This window comes from Paenarthrobacter aromaticivorans (genome assembly GCF_019038615.1).
Classification (GTDB): Bacteria; Actinomycetota; Actinomycetes; order Actinomycetales; family Micrococcaceae; genus Arthrobacter; species Arthrobacter aromaticivorans.
The window spans coordinates 137,553-154,292 of sequence record NZ_JAHOPC010000008.1; the positions used below are offsets into that span (position 1 = coordinate 137,553).

14 protein-coding genes are annotated in these 16,740 nt (G+C 62.5%); 11 read left to right on the forward strand and 3 right to left on the reverse strand.

The window, feature by feature from the left end:
* Nucleotides 1-32: 32 nt before the first annotated feature.
* Both KSW38_RS14120 and KSW38_RS14125 read right to left on the reverse strand, forming a co-directional pair.
* Nucleotides 33-1,688, reverse strand: coding sequence for a DUF349 domain-containing protein (locus KSW38_RS14120; protein ID WP_216925546.1), 1,656 nt, complete (start codon nucleotides 1,686-1,688; stop codon nucleotides 33-35).
* Between the two features lie 66 nt (nucleotides 1,689-1,754).
* On the reverse strand, nucleotides 1,755-2,549 hold the full coding sequence (locus KSW38_RS14125; RefSeq protein WP_216925547.1) for a peptidylprolyl isomerase: 795 nt from the start codon (nucleotides 2,547-2,549) through the stop codon (nucleotides 1,755-1,757).
* A 207-nt stretch (nucleotides 2,550-2,756) separates the two neighbouring features.
* Between KSW38_RS14125 and hisS the strand changes: the two genes are divergently transcribed.
* The 3 genes from hisS to KSW38_RS14140 all read left to right on the forward strand — a co-directional run bounded on the left by hisS (nucleotide 2,757) and on the right by KSW38_RS14140 (nucleotide 6,926).
* Complete coding sequence (hisS, locus tag KSW38_RS14130) at nucleotides 2,757-4,121, forward strand: histidine--tRNA ligase (RefSeq protein ID WP_216925548.1); 1,365 nt, start codon at nucleotides 2,757-2,759, stop codon at nucleotides 4,119-4,121.
* A 96-nt stretch (nucleotides 4,122-4,217) separates the two neighbouring features.
* Nucleotides 4,218-6,011, forward strand: a complete 1,794-nt coding sequence (gene aspS / locus KSW38_RS14135) for an aspartate--tRNA ligase (RefSeq protein WP_216925549.1) — start codon at nucleotides 4,218-4,220, stop codon at nucleotides 6,009-6,011.
* Nucleotides 6,012-6,122: 111 nt separating this feature from the next.
* Nucleotides 6,123-6,926, forward strand: coding sequence for a GNAT family N-acetyltransferase (locus KSW38_RS14140; RefSeq protein WP_216925550.1), 804 nt, complete (start codon nucleotides 6,123-6,125; stop codon nucleotides 6,924-6,926).
* A 41-nt stretch (nucleotides 6,927-6,967) separates the two neighbouring features.
* Here KSW38_RS14140 and KSW38_RS14145 read toward each other — a convergent pair whose 3' ends face one another.
* Nucleotides 6,968-7,645 (reverse strand): acVLRF1 family peptidyl-tRNA hydrolase, encoded by a 678-nt coding sequence (locus KSW38_RS14145; protein ID WP_216925551.1) that lies wholly within the window; start codon nucleotides 7,643-7,645, stop codon nucleotides 6,968-6,970.
* A 41-nt stretch (nucleotides 7,646-7,686) separates the two neighbouring features.
* On the opposite strand from KSW38_RS14145, the gene KSW38_RS14150 reads away from it, so the two are divergent.
* From KSW38_RS14150 to KSW38_RS14185, 8 genes are all read left to right on the forward strand, one after another.
* Nucleotides 7,687-9,183 carry a replication-associated recombination protein A gene (locus KSW38_RS14150; protein ID WP_216925552.1) on the forward strand — a complete coding sequence of 499 codons (1,497 nt, stop codon included), beginning with the start codon at nucleotides 7,687-7,689 and terminating at the stop codon, nucleotides 9,181-9,183.
* Between the two features lie 167 nt (nucleotides 9,184-9,350).
* Nucleotides 9,351-9,971 carry a 30S ribosomal protein S4 gene (gene rpsD, locus KSW38_RS14155; RefSeq protein ID WP_216925553.1) on the forward strand — a complete coding sequence of 207 codons (621 nt, stop codon included), beginning with the start codon at nucleotides 9,351-9,353 and terminating at the stop codon, nucleotides 9,969-9,971.
* 156 nt (nucleotides 9,972-10,127) lie between these two features.
* A complete protein-coding gene (locus KSW38_RS14160) occupies nucleotides 10,128-10,502 on the forward strand; it encodes a DUF948 domain-containing protein (protein WP_216925653.1) in 375 nt (124 codons plus the stop codon).
* Between the two features lie 21 nt (nucleotides 10,503-10,523).
* Nucleotides 10,524-10,766, forward strand: a complete 243-nt coding sequence (locus KSW38_RS14165; RefSeq protein WP_223946200.1) for a DUF6167 family protein — start codon at nucleotides 10,524-10,526, stop codon at nucleotides 10,764-10,766.
* A 115-nt stretch (nucleotides 10,767-10,881) separates the two neighbouring features.
* Complete coding sequence (gene alaS, locus KSW38_RS14170) at nucleotides 10,882-13,560, forward strand: alanine--tRNA ligase (protein ID WP_216925554.1); 2,679 nt, start codon at nucleotides 10,882-10,884, stop codon at nucleotides 13,558-13,560.
* 2 nt (nucleotides 13,561-13,562) lie between these two features.
* On the forward strand, nucleotides 13,563-14,153 hold the full coding sequence (ruvX, locus tag KSW38_RS14175) for a Holliday junction resolvase RuvX (RefSeq protein ID WP_216925555.1): 591 nt from the start codon (nucleotides 13,563-13,565) through the stop codon (nucleotides 14,151-14,153).
* Nucleotides 14,150-15,874: an endolytic transglycosylase MltG gene (mltG, locus tag KSW38_RS14180; RefSeq protein WP_216925556.1), complete on the forward strand. Its 1,725-nt coding sequence runs from the start codon at nucleotides 14,150-14,152 to the stop codon at nucleotides 15,872-15,874. The genes ruvX and mltG overlap by 4 nt, the downstream gene beginning before the upstream one ends.
* Nucleotides 15,871-16,725: a shikimate dehydrogenase gene (locus tag KSW38_RS14185; RefSeq protein ID WP_216925557.1), complete on the forward strand. Its 855-nt coding sequence runs from the start codon at nucleotides 15,871-15,873 to the stop codon at nucleotides 16,723-16,725. The genes mltG and KSW38_RS14185 overlap by 4 nt, the downstream gene beginning before the upstream one ends.
* Nucleotides 16,726-16,740 lie beyond the last annotated feature (15 nt).

The window sequence follows — 16,740 nt, forward strand, 5'->3', positions numbered from 1 at the left end:
AATCATGGGCTCAACATGAACCCAGAGCTGGGTCAGGCGAGGTCGCTCGCTGATCGCTGGATCTGGTCCAGCCACGCCTGGCGTGCCTCAAGAGCTTCACGCGCGGCCTTAATGCGGCGCTGGTCTCCGGCTTTTTCAGCTTTCTCCAGATCCTCCTTGAGCCCGGCAATTGCTGACTCAAGCTGCGACAAAGCGCTGTTGGTGCGGGCCTTGGTCTCCGGATTGCTCCGGCGCCACTTCTCCTCCTCAGCCTCGCGGACTGCGTCCTCCACCTTGCGAAGACCGGCCTCGATCCGGCCCATGTCCGCCCTGGGGACCTTGCCTGCATCTTCCCAGCGGTCACGAATGGACTGAAGGGCCTTCTTCGCTGCGTTGAGATCGTTGATCGGCAGCAACGCCTGGGCCTCAGCTACCAGCTGCTCCTTCACTGCAAGGTTGGCCGTGTACTCCTGGTCGATCTGGTCGTTTGCAGCCTGCCGGTTGCTGAAGAACACATCCTGCGCGGCGCGGAAACGTCCCCAGAGTGCGTCGTCATCCTTGCGGCTGGCGCGTGGGGTGGCCTTCCACTGATCCATGAGCCTGCGGTACTCCCCGGCGGCGTAACCCCAGTCAGTGGAAGAGGAAAGCGCCTCAGCCTCTGCGATCAATGCTTCCTTAGCCACCTTGGCCGCAGAATTGTTGCTGTCCAGCTGCGAGAAGTAGGCACGGCGGTGGCGGTCGAACACTGTGCGGGCCGAGCGGAAGCGCTTCCAAAGGGCGTCTTCGTTGCTCCGGCCAAGACGGACCCCGCTCTTCTGCGCAGCTTTCCACGTCTCGAAGAGTTCGTTCATTCGCGCGCTGGAAGTCTTCCATTGGATCTGGGCAGGATCCTGGCCCGCGATGGCCTCTGCCTCTGCCACAATGGCTTCGCGCGCGGCAAGCTCGTTGGCGCGGACCGCCTCATGGGCTGCTTTCTCGGACTTTTCCAGCTCGGCGATCTGTTCGGACAGCGTGTCCAGGCGTGCTTCGGCCGAACGGATATCTCCCACCATGTTGCGCTCTGCGAGCTGCTCGCGAAGGTGGGTTACCGTTTTCTGCATGTCCGTTGCCGGAGCCTTGGATTCCACGCGGTGTTCCAGCAGGACTATCTGGGCAATGACGTCGTCGAACTTCCGGGCGAAGTAGCCCAGGGCTTCGTCAGGGCTAACACCCGGGTACTGCCCAACGGCAATCTCCTCGCCATCCAAAGTGAGGAATACGTGGCCGTCGCCTTCGGCGCGCCCCCACTTGGCTGCCTCTGCAAGCGAGGCCGCAGATACCGCGGGAGCAGCCGGAACGACGGCGGCAGGCGCCTTGGGGCGGGCCGCGAAGGCAGCAGGGGAAGGAGTGGGACGCGAATCGGCAGGCTGGGTTTCCTCCTCTGCGGGTGCCACCTCAGCTTCTGGTGCTTCCTCCTCTGCGGGTGCCACCTCAGCCGCTTCTGCAGACGTTTCTTCTGTCGCAGGCGTTTCTACAGCGGCTGGGGCTTCTTCAGCGGCTGGTGCCTCTTCAGCAGCAGGGCCATTGGTTGCTGCCGGCTTTTCGTCGGCCGCAACTGCGGGAGTTTGTTCAGCCACGGCTTCTGCCTCAGTGCCGTTCGGGCTGGTTGCCTCGACTGCGTCTTGGTTGGCCACTACTGCTGTTTCGTCGGATTTCTGACTGTCTGTCACCGCTAAAAGTCTTTCGCTTGGAGGGACTGCTAAGGAACTGCACCCCGGACCGGGGCCAAAGGCTGGTTACTTCAGAGAAAACGAGTCTATCGTGACAGGTGCCACAGGGGCGCCGTCGGTCGCGTTTTCGCCCGGTTTCAGGCCGGCCGCAGCGATTTTCGTGACCACGTCCAAACCGCTGGTGACTTTGCCGACCACCGTGTAACCACCGGCCGTGTCCGCAGGAATTGTTGTGTCCTTATACACAATGAAGAACTGATGACCGTTGCCATAGGCGTTGTTTCCCGAGCGGGCAATGGCGATTGTTCCAGCCGGGTATGTGTTGTCCGTTGGTGTGTTCTCCAGGGGACCCCAACGGTAGTTGGGATCGTCCGCGCCGTCTTCGGACTTGGCACCGCATTGCAGAAGGCCGAACGTTTCGGAGGTTGTCAGGCGGTGGCACAGGGCTCCGTTGTAGTAGCCGGCATCGGTGAGGGACTTGATGACGGCCGCCGCCTGGGGCGCAGCCGTTCCGTTCAGTTCCACTCCCACAACGCCGCTGTTCAGGGCTAGCTCGCCGGTGAAGGTTTTACCGGCTGCGGTGTCCGGGCTGGGTATGTCTGCGCTGTTGGAGGCCGAAGGAGAGGCGGACGGGGAGCTCAGTCCGGCCTCTGCGGCGGCGAACTCTGCCTCTGTGGGGTTGGAACTGAAAACTGTCAGTTGCAGCACCACTGCGAGGATCACAGCGGCAGCGCCCGCGCCGATGGCAACAGTGTTGTCGCGTTTGCGCCGCTTGCCCTGTTCCTGCCGCAGGGCACGCTTGGCTTCCATCTGCCGGATGCGGCGTCTCGCTTCGCGGTCATCCCGCGACCTTGTTGCCAAGAGTCCTCCTGATTGTGTCCACGTTCGCTGGCCGCCTGCAGGGACCGGGCATGCTGCATTAGATGTGCACGCGCGGAAAGCATAAACTGGCTGCCGCACATAGTTTATGCATGACCGGCTGGACGCCCGCCCCATAATCGCCGAAAAGGCCTTTAAAGCTGCGGTGGTCATTCCTGAGTCAGCTTTCTTCGAGGAGATTTATCCACCATGGCACGTACCGCCTCCCTGTCCGGATTCCCCGAGTGGCTTCCCCAGGAGCGGTTGGTGGAGCTCCATGTGTTGGACACGCTCCGGAAGACGTTCGAACTGCACGGTTTCTCCTCGATTGAAACGCGTGCTGTTGAAACCGTCGGCCAGTTGCTGCGTAAGGGCGAGATCGACAAAGAGGTCTATGGCCTGAGCCGCCTGCAGGACGACGAAGGCGAAGCTTCCAGGTCAACCACCACGGACAAGGCAGACAAAGCTGATCCGAATGCGCTTGCCCTGCACTTCGACCTCACTGTTCCCTTCGCCCGTTACGTCGTGGAGAACGCGGGTTACCTCGCCTTTCCCTTCCGCCGCTACCAGATCCAGAAGGTCTGGCGTGGCGAACGTCCGCAGGAAGGCCGTGCGCGCGAGTTCACCCAGGCAGATATAGATGTGGTGGGCGATGGCGAGTTGCCGTTCCGCTACGACGTCGAAATCGCGCTGGTCATCGCCGAGGCCCTGAGCGCCCTCCCGATTCCGGACTTCCGCCTCCGTATCAACAACCGCAAGCTGGCTGAGGGCTTCTATCGCGGTATTGGCCTGACTGATACCGCCGGAGTCCTGCGGAGCATCGACAAACTGGAAAAGATTGGCGAAGGCAAAGTCGCTGAGCTGCTCAAGAGCGAGCTTGGCGCCTCGGACGAGCAGGCGGCACTGGCGCTCAAGCTTGCCACCATCCGCACCGAGGACACCTCGTTCGTGGATCAGGTACGTGCCCTTGGGGTGACCGATGACCTTCTCGAGGAAGGATTGAGCGAGCTCCAGCAGGTCATTGAGGCTGCCGTCCAGCGCGCGCCCGGCAAGGTGGTTGCCGACCTCAGCATCGCCCGGGGACTGGACTACTACACGGGGACCGTCGTCGAAACCGTCCTGGTAGGCCATGAACAACTGGGTTCGATTTGCTCGGGCGGCCGGTACGATGCCCTGGCCAGCAAAGGAAACCGGAAGTTTCCCGGCGTCGGCTTGTCCATCGGCGTCACCCGTCTGGTCTCACGGATCCTGAGCCAGGAGCTTGCCACTGCTACACGGGCAGTGCCGACCGCCGTCCTGGTCGCTTTGAACAACGACGACAGTTGGTCCGCGGCGCAGGACGTCGCGGCACAGCTTCGTGGCCGCGGTATTGCTACTGAAGTTGCTGCGAAGGCTGAAAAATTCGGCAAGCAGATCAAGTTCGCTGATCGTCGGGGAATTCCGTTTGTTTGGTTCACTGACGATGACGGCAAGCACCAGGTCAAGGACATCAGGTCCGGCGCGCAGGTGGATGCGGACCCGGCCAGTTGGTCGCCGTCGGAGGAAGATCTGCACGTCCGGGTCATCACTGCCTGATCCGGGCCAGGTGATTCAGCCGCGGCCGGGGCGGGTAAACTCGGACGGGATCGTCTTTGCAATGATCCCTTGAAAATTCATGCTGAAAGGAATGCTGTGCTGCGCACACATGACCTCGGATCACTTCGCTCCGAGCACATTGGACAAACCGTTACCCTGGCCGGCTGGGTGGGCCGCCGCCGTGATCACGGTGGCGTTGCATTCGTTGACCTTCGTGATGCTTCCGGTGTCGCCCAGGTAGTTGTCCGTGAAGAAGAGGTCTTCCACGGCCTGCGGAACGAATACGTCCTGCAGGTGACGGGTACCGTCAACAAACGTCCTGAAGGCAATGAAAACCCTGCGCTTGCTACAGGCGAGATCGAGGTCATGGCGGACAAGGTCATCATCCTGAACACCTCGGACCCCCTGCCGTTCCAAATCGATGAGCACGTCGAAGTCGGCGAAGAAGCGCGCCTTAAGCACCGCTACCTTGACCTTCGCCGCCCTGGCCCGGCACGCAACCTCCGCCTCCGCTCAGAGGCAAACCGCATTGCCCGCGAGTTGCTGCACCAGCGCGGCTACGTCGAGATTGAGACGCCCACGTTGACGCGTTCGACGCCGGAAGGCGCCCGCGACTTCGTCGTCCCCGCCCGGCTTGCCCCCGGTTCCTGGTACGCGCTGCCGCAGTCGCCGCAGCTTTTCAAGCAGCTGCTCCAAGTTGGCGGTTTCGAAAAGTACTACCAGATTGCCCGCTGTTACCGTGACGAAGACTTCCGCGCGGACCGCCAGCCCGAATTCACCCAGTTGGACATCGAGGCCAGCTTCGTTGACCAGGACGATGTCATCGAGCTCGGTGAAGCAATTGTGAAGGCCCTGTGGCAACTGATCGACGTCGAGGTGCCCACCCCAATCCGACGCATGACGTACCTGGACGCCATGGCAAAGTACGGTTCCGACAAGCCGGACCTGCGCTTCGGCCTGGAGCTGACCGAGCTGACTGAGTTCTTCAAGGACACCAACTTCGGCGTCTTCAAGGCACCTTACGTTGGCGCCGTCGTCATGCCGGGGGGCGCCTCGCAGGCGCGCCGTGCCCTGGATGCCTGGCAGGAATGGGCCAAGCAGCGTGGTGCAAAGGGACTGGCCTACGTTCTTTACAAGGAAGACGGCGAACTCGCCGGCCCCGTAGCCAAGAACCTCACCGACGAAGAGCGGGCCGGCCTGGCCGGCGCCGTTGGCGCCAAGCCGGGTGACTGCATTTTCTTCGCCGCCGGCGAGAAGTCCGCATCACGGGCCCTCCTTGGCGCTGCACGTGTTGAAATTGGCCACCGGACTGGTCTGATCGATCCCAAAGACTGGGCCTTCGTATGGATCGTGGACGCACCGATGTTCGAGCCCGCTGCCGCAGCAGTTGCCTCCGGTGACGTTGCCGTGGGTGCCGGCCAGTGGACAGCCGTGCACCATGCCTTCACCTCTCCCAAGCCGGAGTTCCTTGACACCTTTGACAAGGATCCTGAGTCGGCCCTGTCCTACGCCTACGACATCGTGTGCAACGGCAACGAAATCGGTGGCGGCTCCATCCGTATCCATGAGCGCGAAGTTCAGGAACGCGTCTTCCAGCTCATGGGCCTGGATAAGGAGGACGCCGAGACCAAGTTCGGCTTCCTGTTGGAGGGCTTCAAGTACGGCGCGCCGCCTCACGGCGGCATCGCCCTTGGTTGGGACCGCGTCGTGGCTTTGCTCGCCGGTGTCGAGTCCATCCGCGACGTCATTGCCTTCCCGAAGACCGGCAACGGCTTCGACCCGCTGACCGCCGCTCCTGCTCCCATTACTGCACAGCAGCGAAAGGAAGCCGGCGTGGACTTCAAGCCGGAAACCAAGCCTGCGGCCAAGCCGGAGGCCAAGTCCGAATAAGACGGTAGCCAAGGGCTCCCCACTGATGTGGGGGGCCCTTGGTGTTCTTGCCAATGACCCTTGGTGTTCCTGCAGATGACCCTTGTGTTCCTCCAGAAGAAAGGTGCCGCGATGTTGGAACAAGCATTCTTGGAAACCCTCATGGACAAGGCGTGGCCGGCAGTGGAGCGCAAAGACACGGGGGAGTGGGTGCTCCGCGCGTCCGCTGGGGTCACGCAGAGGGCGAACTCCGTGTGGCCGAGGAACCTGCCCGGGATGCTGGCCGAGACGCCGGGCACGGCAAGCAGTCCGGACATTGAACGGTCAGTCAGTTCAGCGTCAGCCTGGTACAGGCAGCGGCGTCTCCCGCTCATTTTCCAGATATTCGATGACTCCCGTAGTGCGGGCCTTAACGCCGTCCTGGACGGGCAACGCTTCACCAAGCAGTCCGAGACCCTGATCATGGTCCGGGGTACGGACGCCTTGGAAACCCTGGGTGCCGGGCCGAAGAGCGTAGAACTCTCGGACGCGCCCACCGATGAATGGCTTCGCCTGTGGTGGTCCGTGGACGGGCGCGGTGGCGAGCCGGAATTGGAGGTTGCCCGCACCATTCTTACCGGATGCAAGTCTGTGTACGCGCTGGTGAGGGACGACGACGGCGTACCGGCCGCCGTCGGACGCCTCGCCTTGGTGGACGGCTGGGGAGGCCTCTACAGTATGGCGACCTCTGCCGGTCACCGCAGGCGCGGATACGGCACGATGGTGCTGGCAGCGCTACTGGATCAGGGAGCGGCCCGCAACCTCCAGGGTTTTTGGCTGTTGGTCACTGCATCCAACCACGGTGCCCAGGCGTTGTATTCGCGGGCCGGGTTCGTGGAACAAGGGAGTTATCTCTACCGGCAGGCTCCTTTGAGGCGGGCGCCTGGAGGTTGCTGAACGGCAGTTGCTGTGTCGACACAATGAGACTGGTGGATCACTTACGCTGGATCAGTCACCAGGATCCGGATGGAACAAGCGTCCGAAGCAGCTTTTGCAAGCACAGCAGTTTTGGGTTCCTGGACGTCCAGGAAGGGCAGTTGGCTTCGGCTGGCCACAGCACGCATGGAGGGTTGAGCCAGGACCAGGTCCACCAAGGCTCTATCCCCGCCGGGAACAATGTACTCAACCCGGTGGCTGGCAAAAATACGCGCGGCGTGTTCCGCTGTGGAGTCCACTAAGGCGTCGGCCTGGTTGGAGCGGCGCCGGGCATACCGTTGTTGGGATTGGCCACCTGCAGCCGTTCTGGACTGAACGTAGCGGTTGCCGCTTTTGGATTCCAGGACCTTGCTGCCGCTCGCCACAGCCACGGCGAAACCGCCGCGGCGCACCAGCAGGATACCGAGGCCACGTTCCTGGCCTGCAAGAGCGGCAAGCCGTTCGATGTCAGTGGCGCCGCGGCCTGGACGTCCATCGACCGGCCAGGGTGCCTTGAGGAGGGCAGAAGCCCCGTCAGCGGCACGGAGGAGGATTCCGCCGTCGTCAGGCTCTTCCGTGAGTGGGCCATGGCTCTTGGCAAAGCGACCCACCCAACCGGACAGCCGTGATGCGGGGACAAGGGCCGTGCGGCTGGAGGCCCTTGACTGCCGTTGTTGCGGGGCGGATGCGCGGCGGTCCACGTCGATGTCTCCTTTGTTGGAACTATGAGTAGCCTATCCATGTGGAAGATCTCTTTGGTGCCGGTGCAAACAACGACGACGAGTCGGAGGATCTGCCTGCCGCAGGGGGAGCCTCCGACGCCGGGTGGATGGCGTCCCAACGGAGCCCGCTCGCAGTTCGGATGCGCCCCCGGACCTTGGACGACGTGGTGGGTCAACAGCATTTGTTGGGACACGGTTCCCCGCTTCGCCAGCTCGCCGCGGGCGCAGAAGCTGCGGGCCCGGCAGGCCCCAGTTCGGTCATACTCTGGGGGCCTCCGGGAACCGGGAAAACCACGTTGGCACATGTCATCGCCCGCGGGCCGGGGCGGAAGTTCGTGGAATTGTCTGCCATTACTGCTGGTGTGAAGGACGTTCGCCGGGTGATGGATGAGGCGTTGACCGCCCGGGACCTGTACAAGAAGACCACCGTCCTGTTCCTCGATGAAATCCACCGTTTCAACAAGGCCCAGCAGGACGCACTGTTGCCTGGCGTTGAAAACCGCTGGGTGGTCCTGGTGGCGGCCACCACCGAGAACCCGTCGTTCTCCGTGGTGTCACCGCTGCTGTCCCGCTCGCTTCTTTTGACGCTGAAGCCACTGACGGATGACGACATTGCAGGGCTGTTACAGCGGGCCGTTGCCGACGCCCGTGGCCTTGCCGGGCGCGTGGAACTCAGTCCTGAGGCTTTGGATCATTTGGTGCGGCTCTCCGGCGGTGACGCCAGAAGGGCACTGACAGCCTTGGAAGCTGCGGCCGGCGTCGCGTTCGGAGACAGCAATGCTGTCTCAGCCGTCGTCGAAGGGGAAGGCGAAACCGACGATACCAACGTCACGGACGACGGCGAACCGGGGCTTGCCGGCGACGGCGCCCCCGACGCTCCTGTGCTGGTGGAACTCAGGCACACCGAGCGTGCCCTGGACGCCGCTGCTGTTCGTTATGACCGGGCCGGCGACCAGCACTACGACGTCGCCAGTGCGTTCATCAAGTCCATCAGGGGCTCGGACGTTGATGCCTCCCTTCACTATCTGGCGCGGATGCTGGAAGCGGGGGAGGACCCGAGGTTCGTGGCACGGCGCATCGTCATCTCCGCCGCGGAAGACATCGGCATGGCCGATCCCACTGCTTTGCAGACGGCCGTAGCTGCGGCGCAGGCCGTTCAGTTGATCGGTATGCCGGAAGGCCGGATCGTCCTGGCCGAAGCCGTTGTCCACCTTGCCACCGCCCCCAAGTCGAATGCGGCGTACATGGGCCTGAACAAGGCGGTTGCCGACGTCCGTGCCGGTTTCGGCGGCGGCATCCCCATGCATCTGCGCGACGCGCACTATCCAGGCGCCAAACAATTGGGACATGGCAAGAGCTACAAGTACGCCCATGATGAACCGCATGGGGTGGCAACCCAGCAGTACCCGCCGGATGACCTCGTGGGAAAGGACTACTACGAGCCAACCAACAACGGCGCCGAACGCGATATAGCCGCCAGGCTGGAACGGCTCCGCAAGATCATCCGGGGACAGTAGCGTGGTAGGATAGTTCTTTGTCTGGCATGACCCGACGCACAATCCCTTTGAAGATTCCTTCAATGGAGCTGTGCCGCGGGCCAGTAGCAAAAGGCAGCGGTTGGCCGATGCTCTCCCTGATGGAGGCCAGTAACACTGACACACCGCAGTAATTTGGAAGGACACAAGTGGCTAACAACACTCGTGCTCGCCGTACCGCACGCCTTTCGCGTGCACTCGGCATTGCTCTGACCCCCAAGGCCGCCAAGTACATGGAGCGCCGCCCGTACGGCCCCGGTGAGCACGGCCGTGCCCGCAAGAAGCAGGACTCCGACTACGCCGTACGTCTGCGCGAAAAGCAGCGTCTCCGCGCCCAGTACGGCATCCGCGAAGCCCAGATGACCCGCGCCTTCGAAGAAGCCCGCCGCACCAAGGGCCTCACCGGTGAAAACCTGGTTGAGCTGCTCGAAATGCGTTTGGACGCCCTGGTACTGCGTGCAGGCTTCGCCCGCACCATCGCACAGGCCCGCCAGCTCGTTGTGCACCGCCACATCATGGTTGACGGCATCCGCGTGGACCGCCCGTCCTTCCGCGTTGGCGAAGGCCAGCTCATCCACGTTCACAGCCGCTCCGAGGTCATGGCTCCGTTCCAGGTCGCGGCTGCTGGTGCCCACGCACTGAACAACGTGCCGGCATACCTGGACGTCAAGCTCGACGCCCTGCAGGCCCGCTTGGTTCGCCGCCCGAAGCGCTCTGAGGTCCCCGTGATCTGCGAAGAGCAGCTCGTCGTCGAATTCTACGCTCGCTAAATTCAAGCAGCGCTTACAAGGAAGCCCGTGGCACACGCCACGGGCTTTCTTTGTAGGTAGGGTACTGACGTTTTTTCGATAGGGTACTGGGGAGGCCTTGGCCGAAGCCGGATACCGGCAGTGCCGGGCAGCGCAACAATCTAGGAGATGAATTCTATGTCTGGTGGCGACATCGCCGGCCTGATCGCAGCAGGAGTGTTCGCACTGCTGGTCCTGCTGTTGGCCGTGCCTATCTTGAAGCTCGGTGGCGTCTTTGACGAAGTGCGCACCACCATCCGATCCATCAGCGACGGGGCGACGCCCCTCATGGACGAAGTAACCGCAACGGTTTCCACTACCAACCAGCAACTGAAGAAAGTCGACGGCATCGCCTCGAACGTGTCCGACGCATCGGCGAACATTTCCGCCCTGTCCTCCCTGGTGGCTGCGACGGTTGGTTCGCCGCTGATCAAGGTTGCAGCCTTTAGCTATGGTGTTCGTTCGGCCTTCGCGGGCCGTCGCGCTCCTTCCTCCGGCCGTCGCAGCCGCTGACCAATTGGAGACCGGGAACACATGAAAAGAATTGTTTGGATGGGCATTGGCGTCGCCATTGGCATTATCGCCTTCCGCAAAGTCACCGAGGCCCAGGCCAGCATCGGCCCCGACGGACTTAACCGTGCGGTTGGCCGCCTGGCGGATGGCATGTTCGATTTCGCGGACGCCGTGCGTTCCGGCATGCATGAACGCGAAGAGGACTTGAGGGCCGCGTTGGGCATTACCAGTACGGATTACAACCCCAACGCCGGCCGGCGCTAGCGAACACGGTTCGCTCCCGCGCCCGCAACAGGGCAGAATGGAAAGCTGCGGAAGGGCAACAGCCGGTTCCGCGCACAACGTGTGCAGTGAATTGAGAAGGGTAAGTAATCAGCTAATGAAGTCGCAGGAGATCACCAAGCGCTGGGTGGACTTTTTTGTCAGCAAGGGTCACACCGCCGTTCCCTCCGCGTCGCTCGTTTCAAGCGACCCGTCACTTCTCTTCACTGTGGCCGGCATGGTCCCATTCATTCCTTATCTGACCGCGCGCGAAGAGCCTCCCTACACGCGTGCCACGAGTGTTCAGAAGTGCATACGCACGGGAGATATCGAGGAGGTGGGCAAGACCGCCCGCCACGGCACGTTTTTCCAGATGTGCGGCAACTTCTCCTTTGGCGATTACTTCAAGGAAGACGCCATCAAGTTCGCCTTCGAGCTGCTCACCAAGAGCGTTGACGACGGCGGCTATGGGCTTCCGGCGGAACGCCTCTGGGTGACCGTGTACGAAGAAGACGACGAAGCCAAGGAACTGTGGCTCAAGAACACAGGAATTCCTGCCGAGCGGATCCAGCGCATGGGCAAGGCTGACAACTACTGGTCCACTGGCCAGCCGGGCCCCGCCGGCCCCTGTTCGGAGATCTACTACGACCGCGGCCCTGCTTACGGCATTGAAGGCGGACCCCTCGCCGACGAGACCCGTTACATCGAAATCTGGAACCTCGTGTTCATGCAGTACCAGATCGAGAATGTCCGCTCCAAGGTGGACTTCGACATCGTTGGCGAACTGCCGCAGAAGAACATTGACACCGGCTTGGGCATGGAACGTCTGGCGATGATTCTCCAGGGTGTCGAAAACATGTATGAGACCGATCAGGTCCGTCCTGTCATTGACAAAGCTGCCGAGCTGTCCGGCCGTGAGTACACCTCTGCGGAGTCAGCTGATGATCCGCACCACACTGACGACGTCCGCATGCGCGTTGTCGCCGACCACATCCGCTCGGCCCTGATGCTGATTGCCGACGGCGTGGCACCGTCCAACGAAGGGCGCGGCTACGTCCTGCGCCGGCTGATCCGCAGGGCCGTCCGTGCCATGCGCCTGCTCGGTGTGGAGAAGGCTTGCCTGCCGGACCTCCTTCCCGCTTCCCGCGACGCCATGAAGGGTGTCTACCCAGTGGTGGAGACGGACTTCGCCCGCATCAGCCGTATCGCTTATGCCGAAGAAAAAGCGTTCCTGCGCACCATCGCTTCGGGTACGGCACGCCTGGAGGATGCAGTGGCCGAATCGAAGGCTGCAGGCGTTCCCTTGTCCGGCGCCGACGCTTTTGCGCTGCATGACACCTATGGATTCCCCATTGACCTCACTTTGGAAATGGCTGAAGAAGCCGGCCTTAAGGTTGACGAAGCCGGCTTCCGCTCGCTCATGCTCGAACAGCGTCAGCGCGCGCAGGCAGATGCCAAAGGCAAGAAGGGCGGCCACGCCGACCTCAGCGCCTACCAGGAAATGCTGGGCCAGGGCGAGACCACCTTTACCGGCTACGACGAGCTTGAAGGGGAGTCCAAGGTCCGCGGCATCGTCAGTGCCGGCCAGCGGGTGGCGCACGCTTCCACCGGTGACGAAATCGAATTGGTGCTCAATGAGACGCCGTTCTACGCAGAAGCCGGTGGACAGTCGGCCGATACCGGCCTGATCACCGGCGACGGGTTCGTCGTCGAGGTCCTGGACGTCCAGCGCCCGGTTAAGGGCCTCAGCGTCCATAAGGCAATCGTCCGGGAAGGTGAGATCGCCACCGACGCCCTGGTGCGCGCCGCCGTAGACCGTGAACGGCGCCACGCAGCCGAACAGGCGCACACGGGTACGCACATTGTGCATGCCGCGCTGCACCAGATCCTGGGCCCGGAAGCTACCCAGCGGGGTTCCTATAACAAGGCTGGCTACCTCCGCTTCGACTTCGCCTGGGGGGAGGGCCTGAGCCCCGCCACCCGGTCCGAAATTGAAGAGGTTTCCAACATCGCCATCCGGAACAACTACCGGGTGGACACCAAGGTCATGGGATTGGCCGAGGCCAAGGCCCTGGGCGCCATGGCCCTGTTCGGCGAGAACTACGGCAGTGAAGTACGTGTCGTGGAGATCGACGGCGCGTGGTCCCGCGAGCTTTGTGGTGGAACCCACGTGTCCAATACCTCCCTTATTGGCAGCCTTTCCCTGTTGGGTGAGCAGTCCGTCGGTTCCGGAAACCGCCGCGTGGAGGCCTTCGTGGGCTTGGATGCTTTCCGCCACCTGGCCGCCGAGCGTGCACTGGTTACGGAACTCACTGAACTGCTGAAGGTTCCCTCCGGCCAGCTCGCGGACCGCATCTCCAGCACGTTGAACAAGTTGAAGGCAACAGAGAAGGAACTCGACCGCCTTCGCAAGGAGCAGTTGGCTGCAGCGGCCGCCAACCTGGTGGGCACCGCCAAGGACGCAGCAGGTGTGCGCGTTGTAGCCCACGATGCCGGCCAGGTAGGTGGAGCAGACGATCTCCGGAACCTTGCCCTCGACCTCCGCAACCGTCTGGGCTCCGAAGCCGCCACTGTGGCCGTTGCCGGTGTCAGCAATGACAGGCCCGTCATTTTGATTGCCACAAATGAGGCTGCCCGTGAAGCCGGTGTGAAGGCCGGAGCATTGGTGCGCCTTGCCGCCGGCATCCTCGGTGGTGGCGGAGGTGGCAAGGACGACGTCGCCCAAGGTGGCGGCACCGACGCTGGGAAGGTCTCTGAGGCCCTCACAGCGGTGGTGGATGCGATAGCCAAGCGCTAACGGTGAATTCCAGTACGAACAGCGGCGTCTACCCCCAAGGCATCAAGCTGGGGGTAGACGTCGGCACCGTCAGGGTTGGGCTGGCCATTTGCGACCCCGACGAAATCCTGGCCACGCCTTTTAAGACAGTGGGCCGCGACGCCAAGAAGAACTCCGATGTTCGCGTGGTGGTCAAACAGGCTACGGAAATGCGGGCCGTGCAGATTTTCGTGGGCCTGCCAAAGACGATGAAGGGCGAGGAACGAAGCTCCGCGCAGATGGCAACTGAGTACGCCGAACTGCTGGCGGGCGAGCTTGCCCGCGCCGGTTTGGACGTTCCGGTGAACCTCGTAGACGAGCGTCTTTCCACTGTTACGGCGCACCGCAACCTGCACGAAGCTGGCATGAGCAGCAAGAACCACCGTAAAGTGGTTGATCAGGTTGCCGCTGCTGGAATACTTCAGCACGCGATCGACATGCAAAAAGCCAGAGGAACGGACGTTGGCCGCCGAGTAAATGCACCGGCGCAGTCTGATACATCCCGCAGTGCCCCAACGCTGCAGGCTTCCTCCGGCCCTGAACCAGATTCTTCTACGAGGGGACTGCAACTGTGAGCCCGGTCAACAACGACCCCTCCAGCGGAACCGCTGGCGGCGGCATGCCGCTGACCCGCAAGGAACTGCGGGCGCGGGAACGATTCCTCGCCACCCAGAACCAGAACGTCGTACCCGTTCCCGAAGCGACGCCGGGGGAAGCAGCGCCTTCGACCGACGTTGAGCCTGAACTGCCCCGTCCGATTCCCGCCGTTCCCCGGCCGACTACTGTGCCTGAACCGGTGGAGGCGGATGTTCCTGCTCCGGCTGTTCCACCGGTTCCGGAGGCTTCACCAACTGTTGCGACGCCGGTAGTCACCGAAACGCCTGCACATACTGAAACGCCCGTACACATCGAGACGCCTGAACATACTGAAACGCCGGCGGATCCGTTGCTTTCGGACGAAGAGCAGCATGAAGACGCCCACACGGTCCCCGCCGTTGTACCCGTCTTCGCCGGTCATGTGAATGAAACCCACCACTACGGTGTCCATGACGGCCCGGTCCACGTTGACGATCATCCGTTCACAGAGCATGACCCGCACTACGCGTACGAAGGCCATGAAGGCCACCTGGATCACGAAGAACTTCACGACGAGCTTCATCACGACGAGCTGCATCACGACCACCATCATGATTTGATAGCTCCCGTCGAAACTCCGGCGGTATCCAAGGCCGCGGCAAAGAAGGCGCGCCGCCGTCGTCGCATCCTTGCCTTGCTGATCACGCTGGGAGTCTTCGTTGCCGCCATCGCGATCGGTGCGCAATTCCTCAGGCCGCTCCTGGGCATGGACAAAGTCACGGACTATCCGGGCCCGGGGACAGGATCCGTCAGCATCACGGTGCCGGAAGGCGCAGGTCCCAAGGCAGTGGCAACCGCCCTCGTGGAAAACCACGTGGTGGCTGACGCCGATACCTTCGTCAAGGCATTCGTGGCGGACGGCGGCGAACTCTCGCCAGGCGAATTCACGTTCCGCACGGAGATGAAAAACTCCGACGCCGTGGCGGTCCTTGCCAATAAGGACGCCTCCAAGGTGATCTACTTTGCCCTGAGTGCCGGGCTCCGGATCAACGAGTCGCTCGAGGCAATCTCCAAGGGCTCCGGTATTCCCATGGCCCAACTCAATGGCTTCAACCAGGCGCCCGGACAGTTCGGGGTGCCTGCGAAGGCCAAGAACCTGGAGGGCTTCCTCGCTCCCGGAGAGTACCGCTTCCCGCTGGGAACATCGGGTAAGGACATTATCCAGAAGCTGGTCTCCGGCACCCTTGATGAGCTCAAGGCCCAAGGAATTACGGATCCGGCCAAGCAGTACGACACCGTAACCATCGCCAGCATCGTCCAGGCGGAGGGTGGCCAGGCCGACTACGGAAACGTCGCCGGCGCCATTTATAACCGGCTCAAGCCCAACAACACCGAGACCAACGGCCTCATCCAGTCGGATGCCACAGTCACCTATGGCCTGGGTAAGAAGTCCTTCCACCTCACCGATGAAGAGAAGGCTGACAAGTCCAACACCTACAACACCTATGCGAACCCTGGGCTGCCTGCTGGTCCGATTGGTTCCCCGGGTAAGACGGCGATCGATGCGGCGGCCAAACCGACCCAAAATGATTACCTGTACTGGGTGACCATCAACCTGGACACCAAGGAGACCAAGTTCTCCAAGACGCTGGCCGAACACAGCACTTACGTTGAGCAGTACAACGCGTGGTGCCAGGCCCACGCCGGACGGTGCGTGTGAGTCGTCGCGCCGCGGTCCTCGGGCACCCGATCTCACATTCGAAGTCCCCGGCGATGCACACTGCTGCCTACGCCAAGCTCGGCGTGGACATCGAGTACTCGGCAATCGACCTGACGGTCGATAGGTTGCCGGTGTTCATGGACTCCCTTCGCGGGGATGGGTCGTGGTGCGGGCTTTCGGTAACCATGCCCCTGAAGTCGGCCATGGTCAGGGAAGTCGATGAGGTTCGTGGCGCGGGCGCCCATTTGGGCGTTATCAACACGGTCGTCTTCGAGAACGACGGCGGATCGGTCCGCCGAGTCGGCTACAACACCGACGTCAAGGGCATCGTAGAGGCAGTACGTTACGCCGGAATCGCTTCGGCAGGGCATGCCGCTGTTCTTGGCGGTGGAGGTACCTCAGCGGCTGCGGTCGCTGCCGTCCGCGAGCTCGGAGCTGAACATGTCGACGTTTTCGTTCGGGACACAACCCGTGCCGGCGACGCGCAAGCCGCCGCGGCCGCCGTCGGAATTTCCCTGCGGGTCCGGCCCCTCAGTGAGGCGGCCACGGCTGTGGCTGGGTCCGGGCTTGTCATCTCCACTTTTCCACCGCGCGCGGCCGATGCGCTTGCGGAGGAACTCGCTGCCCTGCCAGGAACAGGGGCGGGGGTTTTGCTGGACGTCGCTTATGACCCTTGGCCGAGCCGCCTCGCCGAGGTTTGGCACGGCCATGGGGGAGCGGTGGTTCCAGGGCTTGAAATGCTGATGTACCAAGCTGCGGAGCAGATCCGGCAGTTCAGTGGCTGTGACGTTGACGCCTCCGTCATAGATGTGATGTGCGACTCAGTTGGGCTTCCCCGGCGAGTGTTCTAGAGGCCTTACATGGCA